The sequence below is a fragment of the Clostridium estertheticum subsp. estertheticum genome (assembly GCF_001877035.1).
GTDB lineage: Bacteria > Bacillota > Clostridia > Clostridiales > Clostridiaceae > Clostridium_AD > Clostridium_AD estertheticum.
In genome coordinates, this window is sequence record NZ_CP015756.1 from 2,082,278 (window position 1) to 2,096,140 (window position 13,863).

12 protein-coding genes and 1 other annotated feature are annotated in these 13,863 nt (G+C 31.2%); of the genes, 10 read left to right on the forward strand and 2 right to left on the reverse strand.

Going from position 1 to position 13,863, the window contains the following annotated elements; translation table 11 throughout:
• The first annotated feature begins 108 nt into the window (after positions 1-108).
• Positions 109-344: a binding site (T-box leader), on the forward strand.
• A gap of 62 nt (positions 345-406) precedes the next feature.
• From ilvB to A7L45_RS09540, 4 genes are all read left to right on the forward strand, one after another.
• Complete coding sequence (ilvB, locus tag A7L45_RS09525) at positions 407-2,017, forward strand: biosynthetic-type acetolactate synthase large subunit (RefSeq protein ID WP_071612557.1); 1,611 nt, start codon at positions 407-409, stop codon at positions 2,015-2,017.
• Between the two features lie 15 nt (positions 2,018-2,032).
• Positions 2,033-2,521, forward strand: a complete 489-nt coding sequence (gene ilvN, locus A7L45_RS09530; RefSeq protein WP_071612558.1) for an acetolactate synthase small subunit — start codon at positions 2,033-2,035, stop codon at positions 2,519-2,521.
• Between the two features lie 58 nt (positions 2,522-2,579).
• Positions 2,580-3,929, forward strand: a complete 1,350-nt coding sequence (locus tag A7L45_RS09535; protein WP_071612559.1) for a citrate/2-methylcitrate synthase — start codon at positions 2,580-2,582, stop codon at positions 3,927-3,929.
• A gap of 145 nt (positions 3,930-4,074) precedes the next feature.
• Positions 4,075-4,899: a metallophosphoesterase gene (locus tag A7L45_RS09540; protein WP_071612560.1), complete on the forward strand. Its 825-nt coding sequence runs from the start codon at positions 4,075-4,077 to the stop codon at positions 4,897-4,899.
• Between the two features lie 117 nt (positions 4,900-5,016).
• Here A7L45_RS09540 and A7L45_RS09545 read toward each other — a convergent pair whose 3' ends face one another.
• Positions 5,017-5,502, reverse strand: coding sequence for a ferritin family protein (locus A7L45_RS09545; RefSeq protein WP_071612561.1), 486 nt, complete (start codon positions 5,500-5,502; stop codon positions 5,017-5,019).
• Between the two features lie 498 nt (positions 5,503-6,000).
• On the opposite strand from A7L45_RS09545, the gene speE reads away from it, so the two are divergent.
• Together speE and A7L45_RS09555 are read left to right on the forward strand one after the other, a co-directional pair.
• Entirely contained in the window at positions 6,001-6,873 is an 873-nt protein-coding gene (speE, locus tag A7L45_RS09550; protein WP_071612562.1) for a polyamine aminopropyltransferase, read from the forward strand.
• Positions 6,874-6,939: 66 nt separating this feature from the next.
• Positions 6,940-8,331, forward strand: a complete 1,392-nt coding sequence (locus A7L45_RS09555) for an amino acid permease (protein ID WP_071612563.1) — start codon at positions 6,940-6,942, stop codon at positions 8,329-8,331.
• A 53-nt stretch (positions 8,332-8,384) separates the two neighbouring features.
• Here A7L45_RS09555 and A7L45_RS09560 read toward each other — a convergent pair whose 3' ends face one another.
• A complete protein-coding gene (locus A7L45_RS09560; protein ID WP_071612564.1) occupies positions 8,385-9,287 on the reverse strand; it encodes a 3'-5' exoribonuclease YhaM family protein in 903 nt (300 codons plus the stop codon).
• Positions 9,288-9,511: 224 nt separating this feature from the next.
• Between A7L45_RS09560 and A7L45_RS09565 the strand changes: the two genes are divergently transcribed.
• From A7L45_RS09565 to A7L45_RS09580, 4 genes are all read left to right on the forward strand, one after another.
• The gene (locus tag A7L45_RS09565; RefSeq protein ID WP_071612565.1) at positions 9,512-11,176 is read left to right on the forward strand and encodes a ribonuclease J; all 1,665 of its coding nucleotides are present in this window, start codon (positions 9,512-9,514) and stop codon (positions 11,174-11,176) included.
• A gap of 149 nt (positions 11,177-11,325) precedes the next feature.
• On the forward strand, positions 11,326-11,517 hold the full coding sequence (locus A7L45_RS09570) for a hypothetical protein (RefSeq protein WP_071612566.1): 192 nt from the start codon (positions 11,326-11,328) through the stop codon (positions 11,515-11,517).
• Between the two features lie 215 nt (positions 11,518-11,732).
• Entirely contained in the window at positions 11,733-12,620 is an 888-nt protein-coding gene (gene thrB, locus A7L45_RS09575; protein WP_071612567.1) for a homoserine kinase, read from the forward strand.
• A gap of 112 nt (positions 12,621-12,732) precedes the next feature.
• Complete coding sequence (locus A7L45_RS09580; protein ID WP_071612568.1) at positions 12,733-13,836, forward strand: LegC family aminotransferase; 1,104 nt, start codon at positions 12,733-12,735, stop codon at positions 13,834-13,836.
• The last annotated feature ends 27 nt before the right edge of the window (positions 13,837-13,863 follow it).

A 13,863-nucleotide genomic window follows, 5' to 3' on the forward strand; every position in this document is an offset into this window, starting at 1 on the left:
AGAAAATCGATGATTGTTTACATAAACTTTAAAATATTTAAAAAAATATTGACAAAAAAAAGGTCATAAAGTATACTATTCTAAAACATGGAAATAAATTTGAATATTGTGAAAACTGTGATAGGGAAAGTAGACATTCTTCATATTCTTAGAGAGTGGGGACGGTGTAAACCCATAAATGGTTAATGTTGAAACTCACCCTTGAGTTGTAAGCTGAAATTATATGGTTTATATATTATATATAAATCATATAGGTAAGCCGTGCCGGTATATATTAATTATACACCGTTATAAAACGAAGATAAAAAAATGGGTGGTACCGCGATAGACTTTTCGCCCCAATGGGATGAGGTCTTTTTTTTATACTCAAATTTCTAATTTATATAAAATTAAAGGGGGTACAAAAATGAAAGCTGCCGAGGCAATAATTCAATGTTTACAAGAAGAAAAGGTGAAAATAGTGTTTGGTTATCCGGGGGTTCCAGTTGCTCCTTTATATGAAGCATTAAGGAAGTCAGATATACAGCATATATTGGTAAGACATGAACAGGCGTCAGGACATAGTGCTAGTGGGTATGCTAGGGCAACAAGGTCTATAGGAGTATGTATTGCAACTTCAGGACCTGGTGCTATTAATCTTATAACGGGCATTGCAACTGCCTATGCAGACTCTATACCAATGATTGCAATAACTGGGCAAGTTAGAACAGACCTAATTGGAAAAGATGTTTTTCAAGAAGCGGATATAATTGGAGCAACAGACTCTTTCACAAAACATAGTTATTTAGTTAAGGATGCAAAAGATATACCAAGAATTATGAAAGAGGCGTTTTATATAGCAAAAACTGGGAGACCAGGTCCAGTACTTGTTGATATACCACTAGATATACAAAATACGGAAATAGAATTCGAATATCCAAGTGAAATTAGTATAAGAGGCTACAAACCTACTGTTAATGGGAATAAAAGGCAAATTAAAAAAGCATTAGAAAAGATTAAAAATAGCCGTAAGCCTCTTATTTGTGTGGGAGGGGGAGTTATGTCCGCCAAGGCTGAACAGGAGTTAATAAAATTCATAGAAAAATCTAAGATTCCCATGGTACACACATTAATGGGTAAGGATGGAATTCCATCAAAATATCCTTACAATGTTGGACTAATTGGTTCACATGGTTTTAAATATGCAAATAAAGCAGTATCTGAGGCCGATGTTCTAATTCTTGTTGGTACAAGAGTTGCAGATAGAGCAACAGGTGGATCTAAGAGCTTTGGAAAAATGGCAGATATTATCCATATTGATGTTGATCCAGCAGAGATAGGTAAAAATCTTAGTGCTCTTATTCCTGTAGTTGGAGATTGTAAAAAAATATTGCAAGAACTTACTGATGGAGTAATGCAAATCGATACAAAAATGTGGAGGGATCAAATAACAACATGGGAAAAAGAATGTGTTACAATTAGGGAAAGTGGCGCAAAAGTAAATCCGCAATATGCTTTAGAGCTTTTATCACAAATGATAGAAGAAGATGCTTTGATTACTGCAGACGTGGGGCAAAATCAAATTTGGACCTCACATTATCTTGATATGGTTGGTAACAGAAGATTTTTAACTAGTGGGGGACTTGGAACAATGGGGTATTCGATTCCGGCCTCAGTTGGCTGTAAGTTTGCGTTTCCAAAGAGACGTGTTGTTGCGGTAATGGGAGATGGAAGTTTTCAAATGAGTATGTCTGAACTTGGAACTATAAAACAAAATCATTTGAATATAATATTCTTATTATTTAACAATTCAAATCTTGGTATGGTTCGTGAGTATCAAAGCAATGTATACAAAAATACTTACGGTGTGAGTTTATGTGAAAATCCTGATTTTGTGAAACTTGTAGAATCTTATGGCCTTTGTGGAAAAAGAGTTAACTCTAATTCAGAATTAAAAGGAGTTCTTGAAGAAGCGATGGCAAGTAATAAAGCTTTTTTGATAGAATGTATTGTAAGCGAAGATGAGAGTACATTATAGAAGGGAGTGTAAATTATGAATAAATACATTTTATCTATTTTAGTTGAAAATCATTCAGGGGTTTTAAGCAAAATGGCCGGGTTATTCACACGTAGAGGTTATAATATTGATAGTTTAACTGTTAGTATTACGGATGATCCTACTATTTCGCGCATGACAATTGTAGTAAGTGGGGATGAACAAATCACTGAACAGATTGTAAAACAATTGAATAAACTTATAGATGTAATAAAAATATTAGAGTTAAGTCCTGAAAAATCCGTCTCTAGAGAAGTGGCACTTATAAAAGTTGCACTTGATCAAAGTACTAGATCTTTTATTATAGAAACGGTAAATATATTCAAATGTAATATTGTAGAGATGAGTGCAAAGAGTATTATAATTGAGATAACTGGAAATGAAGAAAAGGTATCCTCATTCATTGAGTTAATGCGGCCTTATGGAATTAAGGAAGTTGTCCGTACAGGACTTGCAGTGTTGCAAAGACAATCAGAAACAGATTAGTAATAATTAATAAAAGTATAGTAGAAAGTTTAGTAACTACTTTGTGGGAGGTGATATTTTGGATAATAAAAAATTGATTCAGTTTAAAAAAACAATTCCTAAAAAATTAAGCAGTTTTATAGATCCAGAGTTATTTGTTAAATTTGAAGTTAAGCGAGGGCTTAGAGATATTGATGGTCGTGGAGTACTTGTAGGTTTAACGGAGATTAGTCAAGTGAATTCCTCTATAGTTAAGAATAATAAGACAATCCCAACTCCTGGTGTTTTAAAATATAGAGGCATAAATATTGAAAGTTTAGTGGATGGATTTTTGAAAGACAGTCGTTTGGGATTTGAAGAGACTTGTTATTTATTACTTTTTAGTGATCTTCCGAGTAAAGGAGAACTTAAAAATTTTACAGATTTGCTTTCTAAATATCGAAATCTTCCTGATGATTTTGTGCGAGATATGATACTGAAAATGCCGAGTAAAAATATAATGAACTCACTAGCAAGAAGTATATTAGCACTTTATAGTATAGACGATAAAGCAGAAGATACTTCACCAAGTAATGTTTTGGAGCAGTGCATGAGGCTTATTGCGTGTTTCCCACTTATGGTGGTTTATGGTTATCAGGCGTTATCACATTATCATAACAATAATAATTTAATTATTCGTAGCCCACTTGATGATTTAAGCACGGCTGAGAATATTTTGTACATGCTTCGTGATGATAGTAAATACACAAAACTTGAAGCTACAATACTTGACCTTGCATTAGTTCTTCACGCAGAGCATGGCGGTGGTAATAACTCCACATTTGTTACACATGTAATAACATCATCTGGCTCTGATACGTATTCAGTAATAGCGGCTGCACTAGGTTCTTTAAAGGGGCCAAGACATGGTGGTGCGAATATAAAAGTTGTTCAAATGTTTGAAGATATGAAAGAAAAAGTAAGCGATTGGAAAGATGACGCAGAGATTGAAAAATATCTATTAAAGATATTAACTAAAGAGGCCTTTGACAAATCAGGACTAATTTATGGAATGGGTCATGCTGTTTATTCTATATCTGATCCAAGGGCTGTTATTTTTAAGAAATACGTTGGAAGACTTGCAAAGGCAAAAGGTTTAGAGGATGAATATAACCTTTACGCAAGGGTAGAAGAACTAGCTCCTATTGTAATTGCAAGTGTTCGAAAGATTTATAAAGGTGTAAGTGCTAACGTAGATTTTTATTCAGGATTTGTATACAGAATGCTTGGTATACCAGATGAAATGTTCACCCCTATCTTCGCTGTAGCAAGAATAGCTGGATGGAGTGCTCATAGGCTTGAGGAAATAATAAACAATGGTAAAATTATTAGACCGGCATATAAATGTGTTGCGGGAAGTAGTAATTATGTCCCATTAAACGATAGATAATAATACTTCTTAACTATCTACAATAAAAAGAAGGACAACCAAACTGTCATAGTGGCAGAGGAGTTATCCTTCTTTTATTGAGTAAGACTAATAGTACACAATATTTTAATGTGACTGGAATATAAAATTCTAAGGGAGAAAATTTATGTCTAATGTATTTAATATTTTAATAGGATTATTTGTTTTTTTTATATTGTGGGCTTTAATTGAAGCTCAAGTTTATAGAGTTCGAAGAATTAAAATTAAAAATAGTAAGATACCAAAAGGATTTAACAATTTTAAAATAATTTTTATATCGGATATGCACTATGGAAGAGGCTTTAGCAGCAAAAGATTAATAAATATAGTTAATAAAATCAATAAAATAGAGCCAGATATTATAATAATAGGAGGTGATTATTTAGATGTTTCAGTGAAAAGTAAAAGTGATGTAAGTAAGTATTTAGATAAGGAGCTACAAGTATTAAAAAAATTAAAAGCTAAGTTAGGAATTTTTACTGTCCTCGGAAATCATGACTATTTTAAGGGGAAAGATCATTTAGTGAAGAAACTTAATTCCAATTCATTTAAGATACTTAAAAATGGGAAAGAATTGATAAGTATGGGAGGCGATACTATAGAACTAATAGGAGTGGATGATTTACTTGAAGGAAATCCAGAAGCTAATTTATTAAAAGAAACGAGCGATAATTTTACTATTGCTATATCGTATAACCCAGATTTTTTCAGTGATTATAAAAATGTTATCAATTATGATTTGGGTTTTGCAGGGCATACTCATGGAGGGCAAGTAACAATTTTTGGATTATATGCGCCGTATACATCTTCTAAATATGGTCAAATGTATTGCAAGAAGATAATTCATGAGGAAAATAGAGATATATTATTAACTAATGGCATAGGTAATGGAATGTTACCTATAAGATTTTTTGCTATTCCAGAAATCGTAGAAATTAATTTAGAAGTCTAGGATATTAGAAAGTGTGTAAAAAAAACTATAGTATAAACATTTTTTTTAATGATTATACTATAGGTAACAGTTTGAATATTTATATTCATTAATAAAATTAAACATGTATTTCTTTGACTATGCTACTATTTCTTTAAGTAATTTTGAAAAGTATGCTGCATGTGATTTTTCTTCTTCAAGTATAGTGGATAATATTCCTGTAACATCATTTTGAGATACTTTCTCGTACATTTGTGTATAAATACTTATTGTAAGTTGTTCTGTTTTAAGTGAATAAGTAAGTGCTGCTTTTAAATCTTTGAAAGCATCCTTTGGTTGCTCTTTTTTATCAAAGACTTGATTTTCAATTAAATTTTTCAAGTATTTTGTTACTTCGATATCAAATAGATAGGTAGAATCCATTTCTTTACCAGTACTTAAATCATTAAAAAGTTTTGTAAACCTTTCTTTATGGATAAATTCTTGACCGGCAGCAGCCAATAAAAATTCTTTAGTTTTTCCTTTAGTATAATTAGCTCCATTGATGTAAAAATCATAACCTTCTTCTTCCATTAATATGGCAATTTTCAACATTTCAAGACCGCTAAAAGTAGTATTTGTCATAATATCGCTCCCTTTCTATTTTGATTAATAGTATATTGAACATAAAGTTTTTAGGTTAATATTAACTTTCATCTAATATTAACTTTCTTATAATAAATATTCAAGACTATTTTGTAAATTTATTTTTAATTTATTATTTTAGGTTAAAATAAAATGACAGTTATATTTGTACATTTTTCTTATGTATTTTTATAGGCATATATAATTTATAAAAATCAGCCGCCGTAAGGATTAAAGGTGGCCAATAATAGTTAATTATATTAATTATAATAAAAACCCCCTCATACAGATTTTACTTTATTATTAATATAGTATTATTAGTGCAGTAGTGTGTTACTATAAGTGAAATTTAATTAAATGCAAGTTGAACTCTTTAATTTTTATGATATACTTGAAGCTGTAACTTTACGCGGCTCAAAAGAAAGAAGTAAAGGGTCTGAGTTGAATTTATTAATAAACTAAAAAGATAGTTATACTTATTATAATGGAGGAATTATTATGAAAACGAATGAATTGCCAAAGTATTTTAAAAATATTGATGACGAACTGTGGTTTGAAGAAGTTGAAGTTGAAAAAAAAGATTTGAAAATTAGTTATAAGGTCAATAAATGTTTTTCTTATGCAAAATCCCCTTATCAAGAGGTAGCATTAATTGATACCAATGCATTTGGTCCTTGCCTTGTGCTTGATGGTGTAATGCAGACTACATCTGCTGATGGATTTATATATAATGAAATGATTACACATATTCCAGTACTTACTCATAAAAACCCAAAAAATGTTTTGGTAATTGGTGGAGGCGACTGTGGAGCGGTAAGAGAACTAGCAAAGTATGAGGAGCTTGAGACAATTGATATGGTGGAGCTTGATGAATTGGTAACAGAGGAATGCATAAAATTTCTTCCAGAAATAAGTGGAGGTCCAAGTTTCGATAAAAGAATCAATTTTAAGTTCGGAGATGGAGTTGAATATGTGAAGGAGACTGATATTAAATATGATATAGTAATGGTTGACTCACCAGATCCTGAGGGCCCTGCTAAAGATTTGTTTGGAGAAGAATTTTATAAAAATGTAAAAAGAACATTAAAAACTGATGGAGTAATGGTATGTCAAAGTGAATCTCCAATGATTCATCGTAACATAATAGAGAATACAAGAAAAATATTAAAAAACAATTTTAAAATAGTAAAAACATATATTGCTTTTGTTCCAACTTATCCAGGTGGTATATGGAGTTTTACAATGGCATCAGATGTTTATGATCCTAGTGATATGGACGTAAATAGATTACCACTAGAAACTCGTTATTTAACAAAAAAAATTGTAAAATCTTGTTTTGATCTTCCCAATTTCATAAGTGATCTTAAATAAATCACTTAACATGTTATTGCATTAACTATATAGAGGGTAAAAACAACAATATGAAGGTGGGCATAAATGAATATTTTTAAGAAGAAATCTTTTGAGCAGATGCAGGACGGAATACAAAAGTCTGGTTTAAAGAAAGACCTTACAGCAAAAGATATAGCAGCTTTAGGTATAGGGGCTGTTATTGGAGTAGGAATATTTGTTGCAACAGGCGCAGGAGCACATATTGCAGGGCCAGCAGTTATTATATCGTTTGTGTTAGCAGGAATTGTTGCTTGCTTATGTGGACTCTGTTATTGTGAACTTGCAACTATGTTTCCAGTAGCTGGTAGTACATATTCCTATGCTTATATAGCATTTGGAGAAATAGTTGCTATGTTAATAGGGTGGTGTTTAACCGCCGAATATTTAGTTGCTTGTAGTGCTGTGGCATCAGGGTGGTCTGGGGCGTTCGTCGGTCTTTTAAAGACAGCAAGCATTAATCTGCCTAGTATTATTACATCATCACCAAGTAATGGTGGAATAGTAGATCTACCTGCAATACTAATAGTATTATGTTTAACTGTACTTTTGTGTTTTGGTATGGAGGAAAGTTCTAAAATAAATAATATAATTGTAAGTATAAAAATAGGTATAATACTTATTTTTGTAATAGTCGGAGTAGGACATATTAATGTTGCAAACTATAAACCATTTGCACCATTTGGGTTTAAGGGAGTTTTTGCAGCAACAGCATCAATATTCTTTTCTTACCTTGGATTCGATGCAATTGCAACTAGTGCTGAAGAAGCTAAAGATCCAAAGAAAGGCGTAGCTATCGGGCTTATATCATGTTTAGCTATAGTTAGTATATTGTATATTGCCGTTGCATTTGTACTTACTGGAATTGTTCCATATAATTCTATAGATTTACAGAATGCACTTCCTGCTGCACTGGCAACAATAGGAATAAACTGGGGTTCTATTTTAGTTGGAGTAGGTTGTATAGTTGGAATGATATCTACAATTTTAGTTGTGCTTTATGGACAGGTAAGAATATTTATGGTAATGTCTAGAGATGGATTATTACCAAAGTTATTTTCAAAAATCCATAAAAAGTATAAAACACCATACATAGCAACAATTATTACAGGTGTCATTGCTGCAATAATAGCAGGATTTTTACCATTAGATATTATTGTCCAATTTTTGAGTATTGGAACTCTTTTAGGATTTATAGTTGTAGCCTTAAGTGTGATAGTACTTAGAAAAAAGATGCCAGATTTCAATAGAACTTTTATGTGTCCACTTGTACCAGTAACACCAATACTTGCTATAATTTGTTGTTTGGTTTTATTAAGTAGACTTGGAATTAAAACATGGATAGGATTTATAGTTTGGTTAATAATTGGAATTATTACATACATAGTATATGGTAGAAAACATAGTGTTATTCAAAATGAAAATAGTTCAATACAGTAAAATATGATGAATAAATAAGCTTACCATTTAAAATAAATGGTAAGCTTATTTTATTATAAGTATAATTTAGTATCAATTCGTCTATCGTAGTCTGACCAATTACCGGGTTCTGTTTTATCCTTCATTTGAGAAATTTTATTCATAGTAGCATCTGTGGAATCAGCAAAATTAACTATAAATGATTCTTCCATTTTCATTCCTCTTGGAGAACCAAATTCAGGCTTTCCGTGATGCTGAACTAAACATCCCTTTATCCTAGTAATAAAATCTTCAGAATAAAGTGATTCATTCTCTCGAATAGCTCTATCTAATAACTCTACTCCAATAACAATATGACCTTCCATTTCTCCTCTAAGGGTATATTTAAAAGGACCATCATAATATAATTCATAAATCTTCCCAATATCATGAAGTTTTGCTGCAAGTACCGCTATCTCAGTTCGTTTACATTCATATCTTTCACAAAGTGTAGCAGTTAAATACATAACATTTAATGTATGTTCTGCAAGACCACCTATATAATTATGATGCATAGATACTCCGCCTATTCCTCTTTGAAATTTATCTAAGAATAGTTTATCCTTAAAGAAATAGTCATTTAAGGCTTTACCCTCATTTGAAATAATGTACTTATTTGTAAGAGTGTCCATTTCATTCATAATATCTTCAATAGGTCTCTTTACAGTTGGTAGATAATCTGATAAATTATAATCTAAAATAAATTTATATTTTTTAACATCTAAGTTTTTATCTTTAAATCCTTCAACTTCTAGGACGCTTCCTTCTGTAATATCACCATTTTTGCTAGGTATATTAGCTTTTACTTCTCCACTCTTATCTACCAATATGCAGACAAATTTAGAAGCATCTTTGAACATTATTTTCATTACCATTAATGAAATTTTTATATTAGTTCCACTTTTTATATCGTTTAAAAAATTCTCTTTTGTAATCATATGATCCTCCAAATTAAATTTATTTTTTTAATAAAGTAAGTGTTAAAATCTATTTGCGCTTATTACTGTACCATATTTAATTCTATCTGACTAATTTTAATTAAGTAATTATAATCTTTATAGAGAGATTACGATAATAACTATAGGAAAAAGGTATTAATTTCATAATTCATGGCAAAATAAAGGGAAAAAATATTATTAATATAAATAAAGGAGAGGATTTAATGGAAACCCAGAAAAGTTTAAAGGTTATTCCTTTAGGTGGACTTGGAGAAATAGGGAAGAATATAACGGCTATTGAATACGAGGAAGAAATCATTGTTATAGACTGTGGTGTGTCATTCCCGGATGAGGAAATGTATGGTGTAGATTTAGTAATTCCAGATATAACTTATTTGAAAAATAATGCGAAAAAGGTAAAAGGAGTTTTCCTAACTCATGGTCATGAAGATCATATAGGTTCAGTGCCATTCATACTAAAACAATTGAATGTACCTATTTATGGTACTAAGCTAACATTAGGATTAATTGAAAATAAATTAAGGGAACACAATATGTTGCAATATTGTGAGCTTCATATTGTAAATGCAGGGGAAACAATAGAATTACTAAATTTTAAAATTGAATTTATAAGAGTTACTCATAGCATAGCTGATTCTTGTGCTATTGTTATCCATTCACCAATAGGTGTTATATTACATACTGGTGATTTTAAAATTGATTATACCCCAATTGATGGACTCGTAATGGATTTAGAACGTATCTCAAATCTAGGTAAAGATGGCGTTCTGCTTCTTATGGCTGATAGCACAAATGTTGAGCGCGAAGGGCACTCAATTTCTGAAAAAACTATTGGAAAGACTCTAACTAGAATATTTTCTAGTGCAGAGGGTAGGGTTATTGTAGCCACATTTGCTTCAAATATTCATAGAATTCAGCAAATTGTAGATGCCTGCGTGAGATATAATAGAAAAATTGTTTTTATTGGAAGGAGTATGGACAATATATCACAAGTAGCTATGGATCTCGGATATCTTCATATACCAGAAGATTACATTATTGATGTAGATGAAATGCATAATTACGAAAATAAAGATATTACAATAATAACTACGGGAAGTCAGGGAGAACCTATGGCAGGACTTGCTAGGATGGCTTTTGCTACTCATAGAAAAATAACCATAGAACCTGATGACTTATTTATTATTTCAGCATCTCCAATTCCAGGCAATGAAAAACTTATTTCTAGGGTGATAAATGAGTTATTCAAAAGAGGGGCAGAGGTGATTTATGAGGATTTAGAAGAAGTACATGTATCTGGGCATGCATATCAAGAAGAATTGAAATTAATTCATGCATTAGTTCATCCTAAATATTTTATGCCAGTCCATGGTGAATTTAGACATTTAAGAAAACATGCTAATTTAGCACAAAAATTAGGTATGAAAGGTAAAGATATATTTATTATGGAGACAGGGCAAGTTTTAGAACTTACAAAGGATGAGGCGAAGATTACAGGGAGAGTACATACTGGATCCGTATTTGTTGATGGACTTGGAGTGGGGGATGTTGGAAGCATAGTACTTAGAGATAGGAAACACTTAGCAGAAGATGGCATGCTCACAGTAGTGGTAACCTTAGAGAGAGAATCTTATAGTATTATTGCAGGGCCTGATATAATCACTCGGGGATTTGTATATGCAAAGGAGTCGGATGTTTTGATTAATGAAGTGAAAGAGATTGTTAGGACTGAACTTAATAAGTGCTTAGAGAATAAAGTTATTGAATGGAATGTATTAAAATTTAACATGAAAAAATCTGTAGAGCGATATTTATATGAAAAAACAAATCGTAGGCCAATTATTCTTCCAATTATCATGGAGATATAAGTATAAAATTACTTAATACATATTAATATTATCTAAAGTGATTTCATTTTAGTAAGTATAGTAAGGTTTTAAATAGTTAAAACTAGCTAAGTGAAAATATTAGAGTTTGTTTATTACTATTTATTAACATGAAAATAAGGAGGATTTTAATGAATAAATTTCAAAGAAAAATTGAAGATGTAATGGAATCAATAGAAGAATCAAATTTATATAAGTGTCAAACAAGAAGAGATTTAAAAAAAGTTGCAAAAGCATTAGTAGAGACAAATGGAACTGTACCTGATTTTTCAAAGTATAATTTAGATACAAAACATTGGAAGAGTGCTGAAAAATATATTTAAATACTCTAATTAAGAGCCACTATAAAATTTATAGTGGCTCTTAAATTAAAATTAATACTTCTTGTTTAGAATAAATGGTCAAACTATGTAAATATACTTGAAATTTTAGTCAAAAAAGTATAAAATGAATGAAATAATAATAAATACTGTCGGATTAGGGGGCAACTATATGAATTTTTTTTATGTAAGAGGTAAAGAAACAGTTGTAAATAGTTATGTTTGAAATTAAAGTACCTGCCACAAGTGCAAATATGGGGCCAGGACTTGATACTCTCGGGGTTGCGTTTAAACTTTATAATAGATTTATAGTAGAAGAGATAGAATCTGGGCTTGAAATTTTTGGGTGTAATAAGGAATTTGCAAACAATAACAATTTAGTCTATGATTCAATGTTAAAAACCTTTAAAAAACTACAAAAGGATCCCAAAGGTGTTAGATTAACTTTTAAAACGGAAATACCTGTTAGTGGAGGGCTTGGAAGTAGTGCTACATGTATATTGGCAGGGGTTACAGCTGCTAATAGGTTATGTGGAGATATTTTAACAAAACAAGAGGTCTTAAATTATGCTTGCGAAATTGAAGGACATCCGGATAATATTACTCCTGCAATGATTGGTGGCATGACTGTTTCAATTATGAATGAGGGAGCTAACCATTACAATAAAATTCCAATTAATGGGAGCATAAAATTTTGTGCACTAATCCCTAAGCTACAGTTATCAACTAAGTCTTCAAGAGCAGTACTACCAGAAACAATACCTTTTAAAGATGCTGTGTATAATGTAGGTATGGTTTCGATGCTTATTGTATCACTTGTTAATGGTGATTATGAAGGTGTAAAGCTTGCTTGCAAAGATAAACTTCATCAGCCATATAGAATGGGGTTAATAAGAAATTACTCGCAAATTTCAAGTTTTGTTAAAGAAAGTGAAGCTTTAGGCGTATTTCTTAGTGGTGCTGGACCAACAATTATGGTAATGCTTAAAAAAGATGATAGTAATACTGAAGGAAAACTAAAAGAATTTTTAAAGGGCTTATCCGGAAGTTGGGAAACTCTAAATTTAGAAATTGATGAGGATGGTTTAAATATAGAAAATATTTAAATAATAATTTTATTACATATAATTCACTTGCAACTTACGTTACGTAATGATGTATATTTACCTTATACAATTTATAATTTATAGAATGTACAAAAAGTAGGAGGTTTTTATAATGATACCTTTATGTATACCAGAAATTAGAGGCAATGAGTTAAAATACGTTAAAGACTGTATAGATACTAATTGGGTATCTTCAGTAGGAAGTTATGTTAATTTATTTGAAGAAAAATTTAGTGAATATGTAGGTAGTAAAAGTGCTGTAGTTACTATGAATGGTACGGCTGCTCTTCAACTTGCATTGTTAACCCTTGGAATAGGAGGTGGAGACGAGGTTATAGTTCCATCGCTTACATTTATATCTCCAGTTAATACAATAAAATATGTAGGTGCAGAGCCTGTATTTGTAGATGTATGCCGTGACACATTTGTTATGGATGCTTCTAAAATAGAAGAGTTAATAACATCTAAAACAAAAGCTATAATGCCAGTGCATATTTATGGTCATCCCGTAGATATGGTTAAAGTAATGCAAATAGCGAAAAAGCATAATTTATTTGTTATAGAAGATGCAACAGAATCGCTAGGTTCTACTTGTAATGGTAAAATGGCAGGAACAATAGGTGACATAGGTTGTTTTAGTTTTAATGGTAATAAGCTTATAACTACTGGGGCAGGTGGAATGCTTGTAACTAACAATTTAGAGCACGGCAAGCGGGCAAAATTTTTGTCTACTCAAGCAAAAGTAGTTACTGAAAATAAAGCATTTTATCATTCAGAAATAGGATATAATATGAGAATGCCAAATCTTTTAGCTGCATTTGGAGTAGCTCAACTTGAGAATGTTAAAGACTATTTAAAAACTAAAAGAGAAAACGCATTGTATTATAACCAGCTTCTAGGTGAAATTAAAGGAATTACATTGCCAGCTGAAAGAGAAAATGTAGAAAACTGTTACTGGTTATATTCAATCCTAGTTGAAGATGAATATGGTATAACTCGTGATGAACTTATACAAAAATTAAATGCAGGTAAAATAGAGGCGAGACCTTTCTTTATGCCTATCCATGATATGCCGCCATATAAGGGGAGTAGACATGGTGATTTAACTGTTACAAATGAACTTTACGCACGAGGAATAAATCTTCCAAGTTCTGTAGGGCTTACAAAAGAAGAGATTAGCAAGGTATGTGAAACAATAAAAAATAGTGTAGATTAAATTAGGGTTTAGAAAATAAGAGGCAAC